Source organism: Pseudomonas sp. ANT_J28 (assembly GCF_008370005.1).
Classification (GTDB): Bacteria; Pseudomonadota; Gammaproteobacteria; order Pseudomonadales; family Pseudomonadaceae; genus Aquipseudomonas; species Aquipseudomonas frigoris.
In genome coordinates this window covers 16,369-39,118 of record NZ_VOBM01000054.1, presented here as the reverse complement: position 1 = coordinate 39,118, position 22,750 = coordinate 16,369, and the positions used below count along the sequence as shown (strand labels likewise).

Below are 22,750 nucleotides of genomic sequence, written 5' to 3'. Positions count from 1 at the left end.
CGGCTTCTTCGAATAGGCCTGATACATAGATGCAACGGGGCGGCGGTTTTTCAAAAGCGGGTAGACAGTGGGGGCGAGTCCATACATAGCAGCTGGCGAAGCCTGCGTTCGGCTGCGCAGCAGTCGTGAAACCGGAGCGCGAGGTCTTCCTGAAAACCGCGTCGCCTGATTTCACGACTGCTACGCAGCCGAACGCAGGCTTCGCCAGCTGCTACGGTCCGTGTCGTTCCTTAACTGATCGGCACCGACAGTCGGCTCCTATAGGGCTTCAAAAAAGATGGTTATTTGTTATTAATAAAATCAATGAGTTACGCATTTTTATTGAAGGATCAGCACCGTAGATTTTTCAGATTTACTGATAAAAACATATGAAACTTTCGAAATAAATGAACCGCTCGGGCCGGGTCTGTTTCCATCCCCAGAATCACTTGTTCGTCCCATTTTCGCCGGCCATGTAGACCGGGCTGCGGACCACGGCGAGGGGGCCGTTCCAGGTTTTTAGTTCACCGTCGACGAGGTATTCGCGTTGCTCGGTCTCCCCGTCGAGGCGGTATTTTTCCGGGATGTCGCGAGCGTGAGAGAACAGGTTGCCAAGGATGTTTTGGGTGATGCGGATAAGGGGGTTATCGCCACTGCCGTGAGGTCAAGGCGTGCGAGCAGGGCTTTTTTCGAGATGATGGCTAGTGGCTACAGCTCGGTCTTGTTGCTGCCTTGGGCTCGGCGTAGGATGCTCGCCCTGATCAGCATGGCTGAATCGTTTTACCAGAACGCGACATGGATTGTTATGACTCACCCCACCCGTTTTTTTACACCGCTGCTCATTCTTACGATAGTGACGATCCCGGTTATTGCCGATGCAAGTCCTGATCGCGCCGATTTGTTGGGGGTTTACCGTCAGGCGGTTGAACACGATGCTCAGCTTTCTGCGGCGCGCCATGATTACCAGGCTCGACGCGAAAGTGTTCCGCAAGCCCGGGCCGGGTTACTGCCCACGCTCAATGCGGGGAGCACGGTGGAGTCGGTGCGGCTGCAACGTGATGAGCCCGGCCTGACCCGCACCCGCAGCACCACGGTATTTCAGGCCAATCTCAACCAGCCACTGTTTCGTGCTGATCGCTGGTTTCAGCTCGAAGCCGCTCATGCCAGTACCGCACAGGCCGAACTTGAATTGGGTGCGAAAGAACAGGGGCTGGTGCTGACAACGGCTCAGGCCTACTTCGAAACCTTGCGTGCACTGGATTTATTGGCCGCCTCCAAAGCCGAGGAAGCGGCGCTCAAGCGCCAACAGCAACAGGCCCAGGCGCGTCTGGAGAATGGGGCATCGAGCATCACCGATGTACTCGACGCCCAGGCCGCCTACGACAACGCCAATGCCAATCGCAAACTCGCCGAACGCAAGGTTGACGATGCATATGAAGGGCTGTCCCGTTTGACCAGTCAGGAGTATTCGGCAATCGAGGGCATTCAACATCAACTGCCCGTGGAGCTTCCGGTCCCCAACGATGCCAACGAATGGGTCAGCCGCGCGGTACGTCAGAACCTTGCGTTGCAGGCCAGCAGCTACGCGGTGATTGCTGCCGAGCAAACCAATCGCCAGCGCAAGGCCGGCTATGCACCGACCGTCGATGCGGTGGCGTCCTGGCGCAAGGGCGAAAACGACAGCTTCGGTTACAGCAACCCCACCGACTTCGGGCGCAACGGCTATCGAGGAAATGTCGCGCAAGGCAGCATCGGTCTGGAGCTGAACATTCCGTTGTACGCCGGTGGCATGACTCGCTCGCAAGTGCGCGAAGCGACCGAACGTCTGGCCCAGAGCGAAGACGAGCGCGAAGACCGGCGCCGCGAAGTGGTGCAGAACACCCGCAATTTCTACCGCGCCGTCAATTCCGATATCGAGCAGGTGATTGCCCGCCGACAGACGATTCGCTCCGGCCAGGCTTCGGTCAAGGCCAATCAGGTGGGTCGTGATCTGGGCTCGCGTAATACCGCTGATGTGCTCAATGCCCAGCGCCAGCTGTATAGCGCTGTACGTGAATACAATAACGCTCGTTACGACTACATCATCGATACGCTCAAACTCAAGCAAGCGGCGGGGACGTTGAGTCCAACAGACCTGACCGATTTGGCGATGTACCTGACAAAGGACTACGACGCGGATCGGGATTTTCTGCCGCCTCAGGAGCGCAAGGCGCTCTGATCATCGATTCATACGCCTGAGTGAAATAAATCATCAGACGATGATGTCGTATTGATACTAATTGTTTCGGGTTTGATATAACCTCTTGAAAGATTTATGAATTTATTGCCGCTATGCGGCACGCATGGAAGCTTATGAGTGATCAAGGAAGGGGCGCCGAGTCGCCCACGCCAGACACCGGTCTCGTGTGTCTGGTGATGCTGGCCCGGTTTCATTCGGTGGTGGCATCCGCCGAGCAACTGGCTCACGAATTCGCTCCGGCGAATCAGCCATTCACGCAACGTGAACTGCTGCTCGCCGCACGCAAGCTGGGACTCAAGGCCAAATCGGTCAACACCACCATCCCCCGTCTGGACCGTACGCCAATGCCTGCGATTGCGGCCGATGGCGACGGGACGTTTTTCATCATTGCCAAGCTGGACCAAGGGAAGGCGCTGATTCAGGACCCGCGATCGGAGCGTCCTGAAGTCATCACCTTCGAGGCCCTGGCGGCGCGCTGGACCGGTGAACTGCTGCTGGTGCGTTCCGAGGCCGGGTTGCCGGGTGAAACCTCGCGGTTCGACTTCACCTGGTTCATTCCCGCCATCGTCAAATACCGCAAGCTGTTGGGCGAAGTGCTGCTGGTGTCCTTTGCCTTGCAGCTGTTTGCGTTGGTGACGCCGTTGTTTTTCCAGGTGGTCATGGACAAAGTGCTGGTGCATCACGGTCTGACCACCCTCGATGTCATCGCGGCTGGGTTATTGGGCATCATGGTGTTCGAGTCCGCCTTGAGCGGTCTGCGCAGCTACGTGTTTGCCCATACCGCGAGCCGTATCGACGTGGAGCTGGGTTCGCGATTGTTCCGACATTTGATCAACCTGCCACTGGCGTACTTTCAGGCGCGGCGGGTCGGTGATTCGGTCGCCCGAGTGCGCGAACTGGAGAACATTCGCAGCTTCCTGACCGGCAACGCCATTACCTTGTTGCTGGATGTGCTGTTCTCTCTGGTGTTCATCCTGGTGATGTTTTACTACAGCGGTTGGCTGACCCTGATCGTGCTGCTGTCGTTGCCCTTGTATGTGCTGGTCTCGCTGTTTGTCACGCCGCTGCTGCGTGCCAGGTTGCAGGACAGTTTTACTCGCGGCGCGGAGAACCAGGCGTTTCTGGTGGAGACCGTGAACGGCATCGACACGGTGAAATCCATGGCCGTCGAGCCTCAGGCGATCCGCAAGTGGGACAACCAGATGGCGGCTTACGTGGCCGCCGGTTTCAAGACCCAGACCTTGTCCACCATTGCCAACGAAAGTGTGTCGCTGATCGGCAAACTGGTCACCGTGGCGACCCTCTGGCTGGGGGCTCGATTGGTGATCGATGGTCAGCTGTCGGTGGGCGAGCTGATCGCCTTCAACATGCTGGCCGGACGTGTCAGCGGCCCGATCATGCGCCTGGCGCAGTTGTGGACCAGCTTCCAGCAAACCGGGGTTTCGGTGCAGCGTCTGGGCGACATTCTCAACACTCGCACCGAGCTGTCCCAGGCCACTCGTAGTGCGTTGCCGCCACTGAGGGGGCAGATCGAGTTCGACCAGGTGCATTTTCGTTATCGTGCCGACGGCTCCGAAGTCTTGCGCGGGGTCAGTCTGCAGATCGCGGCCGGTGAGGTCATTGGTGTCGTGGGGCGTTCCGGCTCCGGCAAAAGCACTCTGACGCGACTGCTTCAGCGCCTGTACGTGCCCGAGCGCGGACGGGTGTTGGTCGATGGCATGGACCTGGCGCTGGCGGACGTTTCCTCCCTGCGCCGGCAGATCGGCGTGGTGTTGCAGGACAACATGCTGTTCAACCGCAGTATCCGCGAAAACATCGCCCTGACCGATCCGGGCGCGCCGCTCGAAGCGGTCATGCATGCCGCCAGCATGGCTGGGGCCCATGAATTCATTCTGGAACTGCCCGAAGGTTACGACACCATGGTGGGGGAGCACGGCACCTCACTCTCCGGCGGCCAGCGGCAACGGGTGGCCATCGCCCGTGCCCTGATCGGCAACCCGCGGATTCTCATCTTTGATGAGGCCACCAGCGCGTTGGACTATGAGTCCGAACGGATCATCCAGCAGAACATGCAAAGCATCTGCGCCGGCCGCACGGTGATCATCATCGCCCACCGATTGTCGGCGGTTCGCGATGCCAATCGCATTCTGGTGGTCGATCGCGGGCAAATCGTCGAGCAGGGCAGCCATGCCGAATTGCTCACGCATCAGGCCGGCCACTATTCGCGTCTGCACCGTATGCAACAGGGCTGAGCAGCCCTTCACTCACTCGTCATTGGTTTGTCGACCGCGCCGGATATCGGGCGCGGCGGCACTCACTGTATTCCGGATTCAAGGACCGATTTCCCATGAGCGCAACGCCTTCGTTATTGCAGCGTTACCGCCACGCCTGGCGAGACTCCTGGCGCCAGCGCAAACAGATGGACAGCGTGCAGCGCCTGCCACATGAAGCGCAGTTTCTTCCCGCCGCGCTGGAGTTGCAGGACACCCCTGTGCACCCGGCGCCACGGATATTCGTCTGGAGCATCATGGGTTTCGCCGTGCTGGCGCTGGTGTGGGCGTGCGTGGGCAAGATCGAAGTGGTGGCGGTGGCCTCCGGCAAGATCGTGCCAAGTGGCAAGACCAAGTTGATTCAGTCCAGTGAAACGGCGGTGGTCAGGGCCATTCATGTCAGCGACGGCCAGGCAGTGAAAGTCGGCGAGTTGCTGGTGGAACTCGACCCGACGGCCGCCGACGCCGACGTCAGACGCATTCAAAGCGACCTGCTCGCCGCCCGCATCGACAGTGCCCGCAGTGCGGCGATGCTCGACGCAATCAATCAGCAAAAATCGCCGGCATCACTTATCGGCGCAATCACCGACGCCGATCCGCAACAGGTGCTCAGTGCCCAGCGCTGGCTGCAAGGGCAGTACCAGGAATACCGCAGTAGCCTGGAATTGGTGGACGCAGAAATCCTCCAGCGCAACGCCGAAATCCAGTCCGCCCAGGCCCAGGTAGCGAGCCTTCGGCAAACCGTGCCGATTGCCACGCAACTGGCCGAGGACTACCAGCGCCTGCTCGCGCAACAATACGTCGCACGCCACGAATACCTGGAAAAAGAACAGGCGCGCCTCGACCTGCAACGCCAATTGAGCGTGCAGCAGGCCAGCGTCCTGCAATCCACCGCTGCGCAAGGTGAAGCGCGGCGTCGGCGCGAAGGCGTCGTCGCGCAAAATCGCCGCGCCATGCTCGACCTGCAACAGCAAGCCAACCAAAAAGCCGCCAGCCTGGTCGAGGAACTGGCCAAGGCCCGCTACCAGGAAACCCTCACCAGCCTCAACGCCCCGGTAGATGGCACCGTCCAGCAACTGGCAATCCATACCGTCGGTGGCGTCGTCACCCCGGCCCAACCATTGATGGTCATCGTGCCCGCCGACCAACCGGTCGAAGTTGAAGCCATGCTGGAAAACAAGGACGTGGGCTTCGTCCGCGCCGGCCAACCAGTCACGGTCAAGGTCGAAACCTTCACCTTCACCAAATACGGCACCGTCGACGGCGAAGTGCTCAGCGTCTCGAACGACGCCATCGAAGATGAAAAACGCGGCTTGATCTACAGCAGCCGTATTCGTCTGGACACTGATCACCTGATGGTCAACGGACAGCGAGTGGCGCTGTCACCGGGCATGTCGGTAACGGCGGAAGTGAAAACCGATCAACGGCGGGTTATCGAGTACTTCCTGAGTCCGTTGCAACAGCATATGGATGAGAGTTTGCGTGAGCGTTGATATTTGTTGCGAAGGCGGGGAGTGTCGGTGATGCGTCTATTGAAGTGGTACTGGCGGTGATCGGTTTTATTACCGTGTTGAAGTATGGCGTGATCACGTTGATCGGCATGACTGCCGATTTCGATGACGATGTGTATACCAAGCTCTATCCCTCGCCGAATGGACATTACAGCGCCGTCCTTGTTTCCCGTTGGGGAGGCGGGGCGATAGCGCCTTTTGTGCCGATGACGTGGTTGTGTTTGACAGCCAGATGGATTTGAAAGACGTGATTAACAGTAATAACTACCGGGTTTATTCGGGCGAATGCGACAGCTTTTTTGATCATGCGCCTTCGCCGAGGATTCAGTGGGATTCTGACTTCGATCTGCGGGTTGATTTTGCGTTGGGTGGAACGCGGATGTTTAGTCGCAATGTGGATTTGCGCAGGACGGACGCGTCGGGGAAAGTGCAGGTCAGGTTTGCCGCGTATCGTTGAAGGCGTTTTTTTTAGTGTGAGGTTTTTGTGAATATCAAGAAGTGGCTATTAAATACGTGTGTTTGTATGTGGCAATTTTTACGCATTGTTTGTGGCGTTGTCCTGCTGGGTGCTTTTTTATATTTCATATATCTAATGGTTGTTTCCCCAAGGGGCTCGGAGGGCTTGGAAGAAAAGGCGGCGCAGCCGATATGTGGTCGACTCTCCGGAAAGACGCTAGTAGTTCCTCGAAGCTATGTTGTTTTTTGGGCTGAATATGAAGGCGAGAGCGCCTGGGATAAAAATACGTTCCATGAAAATACTGGGTGCGACGCAAATTTTATTTCTTTACCTATGGTAGTAACTTGGCCAAGTTTTCAATCGGTAGATCACTCAAAATATTTTAGAGATGGCCTCGGGTTCGATGGTTTGGAAGTCGTGGTTACACCAATGTTCCACAATGAGTTTTATTTGCGTGCGCGACGAGATGCCTTTCTTGGAAATGCGACAGGTCAACAGGTAGAGGGCGCAAGTTATATTGATGGTTTAGGGCTTTATTTGGTGAAGCGACGAGATAATACGTTTCCTGAGATTCTGAATGAATATTATTGGCGCGAAGAAGAAGGCGAAGTTCAAGCAGTATTTGAATGTTTGGGTAATCACAAAGATGTGGGCGTTTACAGTTGTCGGGGCGAGTTTCTGCTTGGTCAGTTGGATGCGCTGATCAAGATTGGCTTTACCCCGGAAAAGCTGAGCGACTGGAAGAGTATTGCGGTTTTAACAAAAGAATTTGTTCTGTCTAAAGTAGCTAACTAGGGAGTGTTTTTATGACTCAGGGATTAACGGTTGTAGAGTTGGATCATGCAAAATCCTTGCTGAGTTCAGCGGGGCCGGGTGCGATGTACGACTACCTCGCTGCCAAAGGCTACAAATATGCCGTTCTTGCTAACGGAGTTGCAAAAGGCGACTCCGTCGCGGGGGAAGTGGCCATTAACTTCATGAAAATGACTGCCAGCGATGCGGGTCATGTAATGTCTGAGGATGACGTGAATCGCATTCGCGGACAAATGGCCAGTGAATACATTAATACATTGAGCACAAAGCTTGATGCCAAAGGCGTGGTGTCTGCAGATATTACGCATGACGAGGCTTGGAGCTTCCATCGTAAAGTTTTTACTAATAATGGTTTGCCAGTCGATGCCTGGACGTTGAATGCTGTATTTCAGGTAATGGGTGAAGGGAGTCGGGAAGTATACTGGCAGAGCGTTCTGGATTCTGCCGGTAGTGTCGTGAAAGAGTTAGAGCTATCGGCAGGCACAGATAAACTGATGTCGTTGGCCTCTCAGATAGGTACGGCTGAAACCAAGCAGGCTGCAACCCATTGGATTAACCGAGTTGACTCTCCTTCAGGCGTTGGAACCGTTGCGTCCAGCTTGGGTGCTCAGTTTTACAAATGGGCTCGTGGATTGATTGTTGAGGAAAGCAATCCACCCTCGACGGCTTCCACTGCAAACCTGATCAACATCGACATCAACCCATCCCCCCAACCCCAACAACACATCCAGGGCGAAAGCAAAGCCCAGCAAGACGTCGCCAACGGCTTCATTCAAAACTCGGCGACGCACAACATCTTCGCCGTCGGCGGGATTCTCAACAAAACCGATTTCACCTCCACGCAAATGGCCAGCCTGGCCTCGGGCGGTATTCGTCCCGGTGAAATGCAGCTTGATCTCAACGCTCGGCCCAACACCTACCTGTCGAATTTCTACCAAGCCCCAAACAGCACCAAACCGGATTTCAGTCTGCGCAGTGCCGTGACCCTGAACGGTTTGTCGGCGATGTCGACGTTCAACACTTACGTTGACCCGCTGTTGCTGGATCTGACCGGCAATGGCGTGCACATGACCGACATCCGCGACGGTGTGCTGTTTGATACCGACCACAGCGGTACGGTCAAGCGCAGCGGCTGGGCGGATCGCAGCACCGGCATGCTGGTGATCGACGATGGCAGTGGCCAGATCAAAGACGTCAGCCAGATGTTCTCCGAGTATTACGGTGGCAAGGCTGGCGTCAACGGCGCTGCTGGCGAGACGCGGTTCAAGGACGGTTTCGCGGCGTTGGCCAGCGAGGACGCGAACAAGGATGGCGTGATCGATCAACGCGATCCGATCTGGAGCAAGTTGCGGGTTTGGGTTGACGGTACGCATGACGCGAAAGTCGATGCCGGTGAACTCAAGACGCTGGCCGAGCTGGGCATCACCCAGATCAATGTGCGTGCGGCGGCGTCTACTCAAACCGAAGTGCGTGACGGCAACCGGGTGCTCGCCACCGGTTCGTTCACCATCAATGGCAAAAGCCAGGAAGCGCTAGCGGTGGATTTCCTTGGCGATCCGGTCAGCAATACCCTGACCAGTCAGGGCACCGGTACGCGAGTGACTTCGACCACCAGTGGCATCAACAGCAGAACCACTAGCGCCTATGCCAGCCAGAGCAGCACGGGTGAAACCCTGGATGCGGCAAAACTGGGCGTGAACAATCTGTATGGCGGCAGCGGCGACGACACCTTGATCGCAGCGCCGGCCGGCGGTTGGCTGGTGGGTGGCGCAGGCAGCAACACCTATAACGGCGGCGCGGGCGATGACGTGTTTGTCATCAGTGCCTCGGACAATCCGGTGAACATCCACGGCAATGGTGGCCATGACACGGCGATTATCGTCGGTGACAAAGGCGTGGTGCTGAACATGACCCGCGCCGGTCTGACCATCGCCGAGGGTGGTGGCGGCAACGACACGATCATGAGCGGCGGCACCGGCAGCGCCTTCATCAAGGGCGGTTCGGGCAATTCGACCCTGGTGGGCGGGGCGGGCAACGACGTACTGGTCGGCGGCACCGGCCACAACACCATCATCGGCGGCAGCGGCAAAGCCGTGATTTATGCCGGGCCACAGGGCGACACCATTTACGCCTCCGAAGCCGGCAGCATCATCCATGCCGGTGGCGGCGCCGATAAAATCTACGGTGGCGCCGGCAACGACATCATCGAAGTCGGTCACGGCAATGCGACGATCGACGGTGACGGCGGGATCAACCTGGTCACGCTGCACGGCAACCATGGCGACTACCGGATCACTCGAACCGCGACCGGGTATGAACTGGCCGACAAGGTCGCCGGGCGTGACGGTACGGTGACGCTGAGCAATATCCAGAAGCTGAATTTCTCGGACATTTCGGCTGTAGATCTGCTGACCCCGAACGCCATGCCAGTGGCGGATGTGCTCACGCTCGACAAGGCCGGCAAGGCCTTCGATCGCACGCAGGTGCATATGATCAGCGCCGAAAGTCTGCTGGCCAACGATCAGCGCCTCAACAGCCAGGGCGCGCTGCGCATTGCCAATGTAGGTGATGCAGTCGGTGGCACGGTCAGCCTCACCGCCCAGGGTGATGTGTTGTTTACCCCGGATGCGCGTTACACCGGTCTGATCAGCTTCAAATACGGTGTGGCCGATGCATTCGGCAATCTTTCGGCGTCGGTGGTGGACCTCAGTAGCGGGCAGACCGCACCGATGCGGGCCGGTGTCACGTTGCTGACGCCGGAAGTGCCGCTCGATCCGCTGGCGGCCCAGGAGTGGTACCTGAGCGATACCAACGTACTGCCGGTCTGGAAGGACTACACCGGCAAGGGGGTACGCATTGGCCAGTTCGAGCCGGGTGGCCAGTTCGCCACCGCGCCGGAAATCTTTGATATCGCTCACCCCGACCTTGCCGCGAATGTCGACAAAGCCTGGCTGCAGACTCAACAGACCAACGGGACCTTGCCGGGTCTGGTGTCCAACCACGCGACGATGGTGGCGGGTGTCATGGTCGGGGCCAAGAATGGCATCGGCGGAGTAGGTGTGGCCTACGGCGCGACGCTGGGCGGTTACTACCTGGCCGGTAAGGGCGATGACTTGGCGGGGTTGGGGCATATGGTCAGTTTTGACATTGCCAACAACAGCTGGGGTTTCACCAATGACTTCGCCCTCAGCAGTTTTCAGGACGGCACGTTCACAACCGCCACGGCCCTGAGCATGAATGCGCAGTACGCGGCGAGTAACGGCCGCGGTGGCCTGGGTACGATCATCGTCGCAGCGGGCGGCAACAGCCGTGCAACCGGCGGCAATGCCCAGGGTTCGCTGACCAACAACAATCGCTTTTCGGTGGAAGTCGGTGCGATCAACGCACAGGGTGACTTGTCGACCCTGCAGATTGGCTCCTCGCCGTTCTCCAACCCGGGCGCGAGCCTTCTGGTCTCGGCGCCGGGCAGCAATGTCGTGTCCACCAGCCACATGCTGGAAACCGAACGCGGTTCCACCTTCGGCAACGACTACACCAGCATGCAAGGCACCAGTTTTGCCGCGCCGATCGTTTCCGGTATCGTCGCGCTGATGCTCGAAGCCAACCCGAACCTGGGTTATCGCGATGTGCAGCAAATCCTCGCGTTGTCGGCGCGCAAAATCAACGACCCGTCCACCCAATGGAGCGATAACGCCGCCCACGGCTGGAACGGTGGCGGTATGCACACCAGCAACGACTATGGTTTTGGTGAAGTTGATGCACGCGCTGCCGTGCGCTTGTCCGAAGCCTGGATGACCCAGAGCACTGGCGCCAACGAGTACGTCTACAGCGCCTCCAGCGGCGCCCTCGGGAAACCGCTGGCGGCGGGTGCGACGCTGACGTCGTCCATCGCGATGAATGCCGGTCTGAACGTTGAACACGTCGAAATCGACTTTGATGCCCAGGTCGGGCGGCTTGGCGATCTGACGCTCAAGCTGATTTCCCCGGATGGCACACAAAGCGTGTTGCTCAACCGTCAGGGCAAAGTCCCGGACGGCATGCCGGGGGCCAGTGCAACCGACGTCGGCAGCACGCAGTCCGGGTCGTTCAAGTACACCTTCATGTCGACCCATGATTTCGGTGAGCGCTCGGCGGGTAACTGGACGTTGCAGGTGACCGATTCGGCTTCCGGTCTGCCGGTCACACTCAACACCTGGTCGCTGCGTTTGTACGGCAGCAAGACCACCCCGGACGACACCTATTTCTACACCGACGAATACCTCAAATCGGTGGTCGGGCAGGCCAACCGTACGGTGCTGGATGACGCGGTCAATGGCGTGGCGGGCGGGCGTAATACTCTCAATGCGGCGGCTGTGTCGGGGGACACCTCGGTCAACCTGCTGACGGGTGTCGCCAGCATCGGCGGCGCGGCGTTGACGGTGAAAAATCCGTCGGGCATTCAGAACATTGTCACCGGCGATGGCAACGACACGCTGGTGGCCGGCAAGGCCGATGCCTTGCTCGACGGCGGGCGTGGCAACAACACGTTGACGGGCGGTGCGGGCAAGGACTTTTTTGTGGTCCATCGCCGTGACGCGGGCAGCGATACCATCAGCAACTTCGAAGCTGCCCGTGGCGAAATCGTCGATCTGGTGGGGTTTGCCGGAAAGAAATTCGCCGATCTGCAGCTGACGCAGCAGGGGGCGGACGTCAAGGTTGATCTGGGCAAGGGCCAGAGCATCGTCCTGAAAAATCTGGCACTCGCTGGCATCACCGCAGCGAACTTCAAGTTCCAGGACAGCTTTGTGGCGCCGACGGCTTACGTCAACAGCGATGCTTCGGCGGTCAAGCCGCAAGAAGGCCTGGGCACCGTGGTGCTCAACGGTGGCGGTAAAGGCGTGATGTACAGCAGCGACGCTCAGGGCAAAACCGTGGCCTCGCTGAACGGCACGATCTACAGCCATGACAGCGCAACGTCGGATGTGTTTGTGGTGGCGGCTCAACCCGGCGCCAAGGATTACAGCAACGCCTTGCGCGGGTTCCGGCATGGCGTCGACAAGATCGACCTGCGCCAGACCGGCGTCACCGATTTCAGCCAGTTGACCGTCGAACACCAGAACCGCGCCACCTTCAATGGCCTGACGCAGATTCATGGTGTGTACGTGACGCGCAGCGCTTCGAACACCAAGCTGTTGTATCTGGATGCATTGGATGTGGCACAGGTCAGTGCCTCGGACTTCCTCTTCGCCGATCATGCCCCGGCTGTGGTGCAGCCCGTCGGACCGGTGCCGCCAGTGGTCGTGCCGCCAACTGTCACCGTGCCGGGTACATTGACGCCGATTATCGATCGCCCTGGCATCGACAAACCTGTGGTAGTCGGGCCGCTGCCGCCGATTGATCTGCATCCGACCATCGTCGTTCCTGACCCGGTACTACGACCTTCGGTCACGATTCCGGACATCAAGGTGCCGGAGACCAAGACGATCGAGCAGATCCTGGCAGAACGGGGTGTCGACCTGAACCCGAAAGTGCCGGAGCACAAAACCGTTGAACAGATCCTGGCTGAGCGCGACGCGAATCGGGGGGGGACGACGCTCCCTGAACGCAAAACCATCGAACAGATTCTCGCCGAGCGCGGTGTCGGTTCCCTCGAACCGTCGAAAGTGCCAGACATCGGCCCGGTCGGACGTGATGTGGCTGGGCGCACGCCGATTGATATTCCGAGCCCACGGCCGATTGTCATCCCGGATATCCCGACGGTCGATATCGCTCATCGAGACCTTGATCTCCCGACTCGTCGACCGGTAACCGTTCCTGACGTCATCGGTGCGCAAGATCCTCGGCTGAAGTTTGATGACACGTTCGGCGGGGCCGCATCAACGGCAGACACCACGTTTGCATCAATTCGAGACAGAATCCGTGGCGGTTCAACACCTTCGACAGCGGACCCTCTGCCGCCCGCCACCGACCCCAACGTCATGACGGTCAAAGGCTTCTTCGCCGATGTCACGCTGGGTGACGAGAGCAAGACCATCAACGTCGAGGCCTCGAATGCCAAAGTGGTTGCCGGCAACGGTGACAACAAGGTGAACGTGACGGGCCGCCGGGGAGATATCACCCTGGGCAACGGCAATAACGTTGTGACAGGTGACGTCAACAAACTCACCGTCGGCCATGGCAATAACACCATTACCGACTCCGGCTCTTTCACCACGGTGAAACTGGGGGATGGCAATAACAAGGTGCTGGTCAGCGGCAACATGCCGACAGTGGAAGTCGGGCACGGAGTCAACGACATTGAGTTCAGCGGCGGGATGGGAGAGTTGGTGTTCGGCAAAGACATCAGTCCCGATCGTCTGTGGTTCCAGCACGAAGGGCAGGACCTGCAGATCTCGGTCATTGGCAGCAAGCAGGAGGTCACGCTGCATAACTGGTATGCCAGTACCCCTGAGCGTCCACGCGACATCATGACCGGAGACCGCCATCGGTTGATGGGCAATGATGTCGAACACCTGGTCCAGGCCATGGCGGCGTTCGCGCCGGCGGCACCGGCGACCATGACCTTCGGTGCTGCCGAGCAACAGGTATTGCAGCCTGTGCTGGCGGCCAACTGGATGTAACCACCACACGTTGACTCGGTAACACGGCCCGCGATGGTTATCGCGGGCCTTCGACCGTCTCGTTCGAGACCGGTCATGGCCTCATGAGTCCCCCTTTGTGGCCCCGGAGCCCTCAACGCCAGACCCGGTGAATCATCTATTTGCAGGATTCGTCATTTCTTCTGAAGGACGACAGTGGCTGTGGGCATTCAAAAAAGTTGATTTTTTGTGGCCTGTAAAATCAGTAAGTTATGCAACTTTTTTGACATGACCGCGTCATGGGTTTTTCAGTTTTGTTGATAAAAACCTTTGAAATCTTCGAAATAAATGAACCAGCATCAGCGGTTTTTTATGTTGGCCGAAGACGTGGATGGGCTGCTGTCCATAGTGCTTGCGGGTCACCCTAAGCTGCGCAACGACCTGCGCAAAGACAACATGGAGGAAATCGGCGCCCGTACCGACGTGTTCTCGTTGGATGGCATTACTGGCGCGCAGCGCGATTATATCGAATGGCTGCTACGTACCTGCACTGGAAATGAAGACGCCTGCGAGTCGATCCTAACGGACGATGCCATTGACCTGCTCGCGAGTAAGTTACGGACGCCGCTGCAAGTGCAACTGCACTTGACGCTGGCCTTAGAAGCCGGGTATCAGACCGGTGAGCACCCAGTGTCGGTGGCTGTCGTCGAGTCGGTGCTATCACGGCACATCGACGACCTGGAGCCTACGTTGACGCGCAATGGCTATCGCATGAAAGACCTCGTGGAACAGTTCAACGCCAAAGCACACGAGTTCAAAGCACTGTTCAACAACACGCTGGACCCCGAACGGGCGGGCGAGTTGCGCGACAAGATGCTCGCGGCCGGCATTCCCCTGTGAACCTAAAACCGCCCCGGTCATTTGCAGATAGCGTGAGCCAGGCGCGATGAAATGCAAGCCGACGCCGTGGAATGCAAGCTCAGTTGCAATTAATGTGAGCCGGTGGCCTTGGTTGGTTGCAGATAATGTGAGCCGGTGGCCTTGGTTGGTTGCAGATAATGTGAGCCAGGAATGTCGTTAAATGCGAGCCGGACTGATTTCAAACGCGAGCCGCTACAGCTAGGTGCAGCAATAGCCTCAGGGGCTATCAGATATCCTGAGGTCAAGATTGCTGCTATTGAGGGCCATCGACTCCCTACCATCTCGATGAATTCGATCCCCTGGATCTGACTTGATACGCCATGGTCTGCGATCAATCCGTTACGATTTTTTCCATTAACGCTCGCAAAGTCGGAACGTCTTCTGGAACGATCACTGATCATTCGATTGGCAAAAAACCTCCCCCCACTAGACGATCAATCAACGAGTCTTTGGCCTTACGCAGGGCATCGGTGTCTAACAGATCTCTGACTGAGTGCATGTGCGTTTCCGTACTCAGTGCATCTCGTTTGATGATTAAGACCACAGATACGCTCACCGTTTGGTTAATCGTATGCAATACAGATAGGGGGGGAAGAAACGGTCCAGATAGTGCAAACACTGCGGGCGAAAAATTCTATCGTTTGAAATTACTATAAAAATCAATAATTTATTTTTAATGTCGTTGTGCCATCTCAGATGCGCTGAATGCTGCTTAACGCTTAATACATCTAATTCGAGAGCGAACTGATGCGCGTCCGGGCAACATGAATTCTCAATGGGTTGTTACTGGTTTGGGGTTGACAAGAAAACCAATCTGCGCAAATATTACCAAATGTAACAATCTGCTCAGATCAACATGGAAGAGTTATCGTGGACATGGCAGTCAAAAAATTAAAACCATCACTTCGTCTCCAATTCGCGAGACCACCTTCCCTAAATACCGGGGTAAGTATCTGCTACCGCCTGCTGTTAGATGTCGTATGGCGGTAAGTATCTAACGATATACCTATATCTGCGTAGTGCTCATGGCGTGCCTTATGCTGCTTGCCAGTATTGTGCTGTCCCCATTTTATAGCACTGCGCGTTAGGGTATGAAGTATTGGTCGGCTGAAGGCAATTTAATATTAAGCTTCTGGCTCTACGCTAGTTTCTGGCGTGGAGTCAAAAGCTAGCCGCAAGTGTTTCATAGATTAGTACTATTTGGTCTGTAGTACTAGTCATTGACGCATGAGTGCTCGGTTTCTCCGGTGAGCTATTGATTGGTTGGTTCAACATTAAATATATTTAATTTTTTCGTGCTTGACCGTTATTAAAGTTGGCGAGCTAGGATAAAGTCTCCTGGGCGGATTAGGGAAGAAGTACTCATTTTTATGAGTGCGTCAATTTTCTGTGTGTTTTTTTTGCATTTTCAAGATTGAAACTGTTTGATGAGGTTAGGAGGTGTCGCACTTGTGCTGAGCTAAAAATAAAATATAACGTGAATATTGAGTTGCACTTACCATTAATAAAAGGAAGTTTATATGGTTGTTGACGAGCGTTTACCTATCCTTGAGAGCACGAATGTAACGGCAGTACGTAGTGCTCTCACAAGTCACGGTGCTGTGATGGTTCGGGCCAAGGGGGCGGGGATGAGTGAGTTCATAGAACTTAGCGATGCCCTTATGGTCCCCATTGTTCATCACGCTACAAATACAATTGAACGTGACCCGGTAAGCAAAGACCCGAGCACATCAACAGTGAATAAGGGAATAGATTCAATTCCCCTTCACCGGGAGGCCTCTTACGCGCCTGGTTGTCCCGATCTCCTTATTTTTTTCTGCGAGAGACCCGCCGCTTCAGGAGGGGAAACGGTCATTTGTGACGGAGCACGGCTTTTGGATGAACTTCAAACTTCAACTCGTGAGTTCGTTGAAGATTTGGAATTGTACTGGAGTTGGGAAGCTCGCCCGGTTCGCTGGCAACAAACATTAGGTGCTCGTACTATTGAAGAAGCCCAAAAAGCGCTTGGCTATCTTGACAATAAGCTTAAACCTTATGAAAAACTCGAATATCACTTTGAAGGTGAAGACTTGCATGGGCGGTTCCGTACGCGGGCAGTAGTGCCTTCATTAACTTCGGGAGTGCCGTCATTTTGTAACTCCTTGATGATTCATGCCTATCGGCCCAAGAGCGATTTCTACGCTCGAGACGACTTTCGCGTGCATCTAGCTGATGGGAGCCCATTTCCGAGCGACATTCTGGCTGAAATTAGAGATGTTGCTGAGCGTGTTTCTCTCAATGTTTCCTGGAATCCAGGAGAGATCGTGGTTATCGACAACTCTCGTTTTATGCATGGGCGCAGGCACTTTGATGATGTCGAGCGCCGGATTCTCCTGCGTATGGGGCAACTTAGGAGTGCGTCATGATAGAAACTTTCGAAGGAAGCGATATTGAACGTCTAAAAGTAGTATTGGATCTTCGTCGCGTGGCATTTGCGGGTAGCCGTCGTGATCAGAGGTCAGCCGATGCATGGTATACCGACGCCTATGACTCGCAATGCCGTCACGTGCTCGTGAGAGATTCGGAGGGCGAGCCAATCGCATCCCTGCGAATGGCATTAACCGGGCATTGGCCAATAGAAGACCGATATAGTGGAGCCCTGGATAAGGAGAGGGGAGTAGAGTTTGGCCGCTTGGGAGTTGCACACTTCCAAAAAGATGGTAAACGCATCCTTCATGAACTTGTCGTTTCCGCCAGTCGAATATGTGTCGAGCTTGAGAGGCCATTTATATATGGTATGACCATCGCTCCGTTCTGGACGGCCCTCAAAAAGGCAGGTGTTCCACTTACTGTTCTTTCCGACACCATCCACGCCTATGGCGAGGAGCAGAACGTCATCCTTTTCGATGCACGCAAGCTCATTGCTTTTTATGATGCGATACAAGCTCGCCGCTTAAGTGTTTCTAATGGCGAATATAGGAAGTAACTGGTGTGATGAAAGAAGAAATCAAGGAATCTGCCATCGAGGTTCAGAAACTTCTACGTAGAAAGTTTCCGCAAGCAAAGGGTAGCCTACTCGAAACAACACATCGCCTTCACACTGGAGAGATGTCGCCCTTGGAAGCGACACAACAAAGTCTGGATCGAATTGAGCAAGCAAATGAAAGTTTAAATTGCTTTGTGACGGTTGGACGGGAGCAAGCTGAGGCACATGCCAAGTCGCTCGGAGGCGAGGTTAGCGAGGTAACTCCGCTCCTCTGGGGTGTGCCTGTATCGGTTAAGGATCTTACTCCTACCCAAGGACTGATCACGACTTTTTCATGCAAGGCCTTCGCCGATTATGTTCCTGAAAAGGACGCCCCGTTGGTGGCTGCGATGAAAGCTGCAGGCATGACGATAGTAGGAAAAACAAACACCCCCGAGTTTGGTATTTTGCCCGTCACCGAATCGGAGCTTAACGGTGTCTGTCGTAACCCGTGGTCTCTCGAGTCCAGCGTGGGAGGCTCCAGTGGCGGGGCGGCCGCAAGTGTAGCTGCAGGACTGACTTCGGTTGCACATGGAAGCGACGGGGCTGGCTCGCTGCGGATCCCGGCATCTTGCTGCGGTGTTTTTGCGGTTGCATTACCCCATGGAAGACTCCCGGCACCTGCGCGACCGGCTCTGGGTCGAGGTCCGCTGGATGGGGTGATCAGCAGAACAGTCGCGGACTCACTTTATTATTTGGCTGGTATGAATGCTATTACTGGCGAAGAGTTGGCATTGGCTGTAAACGAAGCGCCTACGTCTCCACCGGTATCAATAATTCTAACTTGCGCGCCGCCTATTGAGTGTACGGTAGATTCGGTTTGCGAAGCGGCGGTATACCGTGCGGCCGAGTTACTAGGCGCTTCTGGCTATCGGATCTCGGAGCGTAAATTAGACTGGTCGGATGAGCGCGTCCTGGGCGATATGATGCTACTGCGCAGTACGATTCCGGTAGCTTATGGCGACCCATCTTCCGAACTACTTGACCGTACTACGCGTGACGCGATCACCCTGTCGGAGAGCGTCTCGGCCCTCGAGTTCCACCGTGCGTTTGTACGACTGAACAGCTATGCCGAGCGAATTTTGCGCCTTTTTGGCGAGAATGAGATTCTGCTGACTCCCGTACTGGCACGCCATTCGGTACCGCACGGCTGGATCACCGAACCGACAGATCCATACGACGTCTTTAGGCGATCTGCCGAGTTTGCACCCTTCACCGCCTTTGTGAATCTTGCGGGCTTATGCGCCGTGTCCGTGCCCCTTGGTTGGACAGAGGAGGGTATGCCAATTGGCGTGCAGCTAGCTTCTCGACCAAACAATCTGGCCCGGCTGCTTGGCATTGCTGGTCAGCTTGAGCAGCTCGCGCCGTGGGCTGACAGCAAACCCCCTGTTTTTTTCGCATGACCTAACTTGAACAAAAGGATTTTGTCGATGCTTAATCTCATTCAGGCCGCTGTTGAAAACGAGCCCAAGAAGCTACGTTTTTACAACGCTTCGCATCTGGATGCCCTGACCAAACGTGCCGGACTGTCCGATCAGGATCGTATCCTTGTACGCGCGGTAGCCGCTGTTCTTCCGTTTCGCGTTAATGATTATGTAATTGATGAGCTGATTGACTGGAGTGCCGCTCCAGACGACCCGATATATAGGCTCGTCTTTCCGCAGCCGGATATGCTCCCCTTTGAAGATATTAAACCCATTGTGGAGCTTCTTACTCGTGGAGCGCCTACCAGCGAAATTCAGAAGGCAGCATCAAATGTTAGAAAGAAGCTAAATCCGCACCCAGGTGGTCAACTGGATCTTAATGTCCCATTATTGAATGGCGAACGATTCGACGGGATTCAGCATAAATATCCAGAAACTGTCCTATTCTTTCCGAGCCAAGGTCAAACATGTCATTCGTACTGCACCTATTGCTTTCGTTGGGCGCAATTTGTGCAGGAGCCAGACTACAAGATATCATCGCGAGAAATTGAAAGTCTCTGTGAGTATCTACGCCAGCACCGCGAGGTTACAAGTGTTCTCATAACCGGGGGGGATCCGATGGTGATGAGCGCGGAAAAACTTTCAAAATATATTGACCCAATCATTAATGATCCTGAGCTTAGTCATATTGAGTCTATTCGAATTGGTACGAAGGTTTTATCCTACTGGCCTTACAAGTTCTTGACTGACTCCGATGCTGATGAAATGCTTGAGCTTTTCGAGCGAGTGGTCAATAGCGGAAGGAACTTAGCGTTTATGGCGCACTTTACGCATCCTAGGGAACTTGAGACCAAGGCAGTTGAGCAGGCGATTCAGCGTGTTCTTGCAACAGGAGCGACCATTAGAACTCAGAGTCCTATCATACGGGCGGTTAATGACTCCGCCGACGTTTGGACCTCCATGTGGCGCAAGCAAGTACGCTTGGGGATGCTTCCTTACTATATGTTTATTGAGCGAGATACTGGCCCGCGAAGCTATTTCGAAGTCCCATTGGTTCGCGCATATGAAATTTTCACTGAGGCATATAGAAATGTTTCTGGACTATGCCGAACTGTTCGCGGCCCGGTAATGTCGGCAACACCTGGAAAAGTCGCCTTTGATGGCTTGATGGAGATCAACGGAGAGCAATATATGGCGCTCCGCTTCCTCCAATGCCGAGACCCGTCCTATGTGAACAGACCATTTCTAGCTCAATATGATGCCGACGCCTGCTGGGTCGATGACCTGAAACCTGCGCTGCTTGATATGGGGGCGTCCCCATGGTCTCAGATGCATACGAAGAGTCGTCGGGATTTTGAGTTCGAACAAATTGGTAACAGTGGGAACGACTGAGTTCTCTATGCTTTAAATCGCTAGCTATCGTACAGCACCGAAAAGAAATGTAATGTAAAGTCGAGCATGGAGAAGTGCTGGACTATGCTGTTGCTGTTGCTGTTCGGTTGTTGGCGGTGGAAATAAGTGATTTTCGGTGTGTGAGTATGTATGTGCATTTGGATATGTTAAATGACCAGGTGCACTGCAGTGACGGCGCTCTGTTTGGATGATGCTGTCATTCTGAGTGGATATAGATACTCGCAGGTAATGCGTTGTAAGGGTAAAAATAAATAAACTCCGAGGTGGCCGTCATGTGTTGGTGCTGAATTTAGATGAGGGATTAAACGCGTCTTTTAGCAATCCATCTTAAAAAAATTACTTTAAAGATAATTCATATGATCGGTGTGTTCGACTCAGGGCTGGGCGGATTGACAATTCTCTCCGAACTGTCCAAGCAATTCAGGAATTCTGAATTCATTTATTTTGGCGACCACGCTCGTGCCCCGTATGGGGCTCGAACTGCAGAACAAATATATGAATACACTCGTGAGTGTGTGGAAAAGCTTTTCATAATGGGTTGCGATCTTGTAGTTCTGGCTTGTAATACCGCCTCTACAGTTGCGCTACGGAGGCTTCAGCAGGAGTGGTTGCCTTTACATTGGGAGGGTAGGCGAATACTTGGTATTGTCGTTCCAACCATCGAAGAAATTGCTGGTCGTCCTTGGCATTCAGAAAAAGAACTGAGAAAAACAGATTTTGATTCTAAAGTCCGCACGATTGGAATTTTCGCCACATCTGCAACTGTTGCTAGTCAGTACTTTCCCATTGAGGTTGCCAAGCGGGACGCTTCAATCCAGCTAATTCAGCAAGCATGCCCACAGTTAGCAGGACTGATTGAAAATGGCGCAGAATTTAGCGCCATAGAACGTGAAGTAGAAGCTAACGTAAAGTCGATGATGGATATGTTAAACGGAGTCACTCTAGAAAAGATAATTTTAGGATGTACTCACTACGCGTTAGTCGAGCATGCGTTCCTGGCGGTGGTGCCATCTGATTGCGTGTTACTATCTCAGGCTAGGATAGCCTCACTGTCTCTCAAGAACTATCTACATCAGCATCCGCAGCTTCAAGGCAACCAAACTCCCAAGCCTAAATTAAAGTTGCTAACATCCGGTGACGCTGTGCTTGTTTCAGTATTGGCAAGCCGCTTTCTCGGTGAAGTAATGCAGTTTGTATCTTTGGAAGTTTTCAAAGATGCTCGATGAGAAAGTGCAAGGTTACTCGATTTTATATGCGGGGAGAGATGTAGTCCTCTCCATGTACTTGCGGATTCAAAAGATCAACATAGGGGATGCGTAGCGCTACCAGAATTAGAGACTCTCGATTCAATCGTTACGGGAAATCGCGGCGGGTGTACTCATGCAAAATGTTTCGCTTATGTCGGTCGCAATTGTTAAGGCGAACTCGGATGTCGCCGAGCGACATGTAGCCTGTTGGCCCGCCCCCCTTGAGTAATGTGCAAAAACTTATCCTCTAGGAGCCTAGAAAATGGTGCTTCATTCGATTCTTGCGTTTACGCTAGTCGCCGCCGTCTCCATTGCCAGCCCAGGGCCCGCGACTTTGATGGCGATCAACAACACTCTGGCCCATGGACAACGCAGCGCAGTGTGGTCTTCCCTTGGCAATGCGAGTGGACTCTTCTGCCTGTCAGCAGCTGCCATGTTGGGGCTTGGAGCATTGCTTGCCAGTTCCGAATGGTTGTTCAATGCGGTGAAAGTCATCGGTGCTGGTTATTTATTCTACTTGGGTGCCAGGCAGTTGTTTAGAAAGAGTTCGATGCTCGCTGACGGTATTCAGGACAACTTCAAGAAGAGTCGGCCCACTCGTTCCAGATTGTTCAAGCCGGCCTTCCTGACGGCTGTAACCAACCCTAAGGCGACGATGTTCTTCACCGCACTGTTTCCTCAATTCATTGACCAGAATGCAACGTTGCTACCGCAGTTCCTGATCCTCACCTCTATCTACATGGCGTTGTCGGTGGTGTCCTTGAGCTTATATTCCGCGCTTGCCTCCAGGGCAAAAGGGGCGTTGACACGGCCCGAGCTGTCACGGTGGATCAGCCGGGTGGTGGGTTCAACATTTATATTTTTCGGAACCGCCATTCTGACCATGCGTCGACAGGTTGAATAAGTGTGCTGCGA

Annotated in this window: 13 protein-coding genes and 1 pseudogene; 13 read left to right on the top strand and 1 reads right to left on the bottom strand. The window is 54.9% G+C overall.

Features of this window, described 5'->3' with window-relative positions:
* Nucleotides 1-416 precede the first annotated feature (416 nt).
* Nucleotides 417-610: pseudogene (locus FQ187_RS26950) on the bottom strand (NADP-dependent glyceraldehyde-3-phosphate dehydrogenase); the annotation flags it as partial.
* 174 nt (nt 611-784) lie between these two features.
* Here FQ187_RS26950 and FQ187_RS26945 point away from each other — a divergent pair.
* From FQ187_RS26945 to FQ187_RS26885, 13 genes are all read left to right on the top strand, one after another.
* Nucleotides 785-2,197 carry a TolC family outer membrane protein gene (locus tag FQ187_RS26945; protein WP_149631798.1) on the top strand — a complete coding sequence of 471 codons (1,413 nt, stop codon included), beginning with the start codon at nt 785-787 and terminating at the stop codon, nt 2,195-2,197.
* A gap of 134 nt (nt 2,198-2,331) precedes the next feature.
* Nucleotides 2,332-4,470 (top strand): type I secretion system permease/ATPase, encoded by a 2,139-nt coding sequence (locus tag FQ187_RS26940; RefSeq protein WP_149631797.1) that lies wholly within the window; start codon nt 2,332-2,334, stop codon nt 4,468-4,470.
* A 95-nt stretch (nt 4,471-4,565) separates the two neighbouring features.
* On the top strand, nt 4,566-5,981 hold the full coding sequence (locus tag FQ187_RS26935) for an HlyD family type I secretion periplasmic adaptor subunit (RefSeq protein ID WP_149631796.1): 1,416 nt from the start codon (nt 4,566-4,568) through the stop codon (nt 5,979-5,981).
* Between the two features lie 235 nt (nt 5,982-6,216).
* The gene (locus tag FQ187_RS26930) at nt 6,217-6,456 is read left to right on the top strand and encodes a hypothetical protein (protein ID WP_149631795.1); all 240 of its coding nucleotides are present in this window, start codon (nt 6,217-6,219) and stop codon (nt 6,454-6,456) included.
* 27 nt (nt 6,457-6,483) lie between these two features.
* On the top strand, nt 6,484-7,251 hold the full coding sequence (locus tag FQ187_RS26925) for a hypothetical protein (RefSeq protein ID WP_149631794.1): 768 nt from the start codon (nt 6,484-6,486) through the stop codon (nt 7,249-7,251).
* 863 nt (nt 7,252-8,114) lie between these two features.
* Nucleotides 8,115-13,868: a S8 family serine peptidase gene (locus tag FQ187_RS26920; protein ID WP_149631799.1), complete on the top strand. Its 5,754-nt coding sequence runs from the start codon at nt 8,115-8,117 to the stop codon at nt 13,866-13,868.
* A 306-nt stretch (nt 13,869-14,174) separates the two neighbouring features.
* A complete protein-coding gene (locus FQ187_RS30610; protein ID WP_256667456.1) occupies nt 14,175-14,726 on the top strand; it encodes a hypothetical protein in 552 nt (183 codons plus the stop codon).
* Between the two features lie 1,541 nt (nt 14,727-16,267).
* Nucleotides 16,268-17,152, top strand: coding sequence for a TauD/TfdA family dioxygenase (locus FQ187_RS26910; protein WP_129437101.1), 885 nt, complete (start codon nt 16,268-16,270; stop codon nt 17,150-17,152).
* Nucleotides 17,149-17,712 carry a hypothetical protein gene (locus FQ187_RS26905; protein ID WP_149631793.1) on the top strand — a complete coding sequence of 188 codons (564 nt, stop codon included), beginning with the start codon at nt 17,149-17,151 and terminating at the stop codon, nt 17,710-17,712. The genes FQ187_RS26910 and FQ187_RS26905 overlap by 4 nt, the downstream gene beginning before the upstream one ends.
* Before the next feature lie 8 nt (nt 17,713-17,720).
* Entirely contained in the window at nt 17,721-19,154 is a 1,434-nt protein-coding gene (locus tag FQ187_RS26900; RefSeq protein WP_149631792.1) for an amidase, read from the top strand.
* Nucleotides 19,155-19,181: 27 nt separating this feature from the next.
* Nucleotides 19,182-20,567, top strand: a complete 1,386-nt coding sequence (locus tag FQ187_RS26895; RefSeq protein WP_129437098.1) for a KamA family radical SAM protein — start codon at nt 19,182-19,184, stop codon at nt 20,565-20,567.
* A gap of 377 nt (nt 20,568-20,944) precedes the next feature.
* On the top strand, nt 20,945-21,814 hold the full coding sequence (gene murI / locus FQ187_RS26890; protein WP_129437097.1) for a glutamate racemase: 870 nt from the start codon (nt 20,945-20,947) through the stop codon (nt 21,812-21,814).
* A gap of 283 nt (nt 21,815-22,097) precedes the next feature.
* Nucleotides 22,098-22,739 carry a LysE family translocator gene (locus FQ187_RS26885; protein ID WP_129437096.1) on the top strand — a complete coding sequence of 214 codons (642 nt, stop codon included), beginning with the start codon at nt 22,098-22,100 and terminating at the stop codon, nt 22,737-22,739.
* The last annotated feature ends 11 nt before the right edge of the window (nt 22,740-22,750 follow it).

Coding starts and splice junctions, on each gene's coding strand:
- FQ187_RS26920 (WP_149631799.1), top strand. CDS start 8,115: ATGGCCAGCCTGGCCTCGGGCGGTATTCGTCCCGGTGAAATGCAGCTT.
- FQ187_RS30610 (WP_256667456.1), top strand. CDS start 14,175: ATGAACCAGCATCAGCGGTTTTTTATGTTGGCCGAAGACGTGGATGGG.
- FQ187_RS26905 (WP_149631793.1), top strand. CDS start 17,149: ATGATAGAAACTTTCGAAGGAAGCGATATTGAACGTCTAAAAGTAGTA.
- FQ187_RS26895 (WP_129437098.1), top strand. CDS start 19,182: ATGCTTAATCTCATTCAGGCCGCTGTTGAAAACGAGCCCAAGAAGCTA.
- FQ187_RS26900 (WP_149631792.1), top strand. CDS start 17,721: ATGAAAGAAGAAATCAAGGAATCTGCCATCGAGGTTCAGAAACTTCTA.
- FQ187_RS26910 (WP_129437101.1), top strand. CDS start 16,268: ATGGTTGTTGACGAGCGTTTACCTATCCTTGAGAGCACGAATGTAACG.
- murI (WP_129437097.1), top strand. CDS start 20,945: ATGATCGGTGTGTTCGACTCAGGGCTGGGCGGATTGACAATTCTCTCC.
- FQ187_RS26935 (WP_149631796.1), top strand. CDS start 4,566: ATGAGCGCAACGCCTTCGTTATTGCAGCGTTACCGCCACGCCTGGCGA.
- FQ187_RS26945 (WP_149631798.1), top strand. CDS start 785: ATGACTCACCCCACCCGTTTTTTTACACCGCTGCTCATTCTTACGATA.
- FQ187_RS26940 (WP_149631797.1), top strand. CDS start 2,332: ATGAGTGATCAAGGAAGGGGCGCCGAGTCGCCCACGCCAGACACCGGT.
- FQ187_RS26885 (WP_129437096.1), top strand. CDS start 22,098: ATGGTGCTTCATTCGATTCTTGCGTTTACGCTAGTCGCCGCCGTCTCC.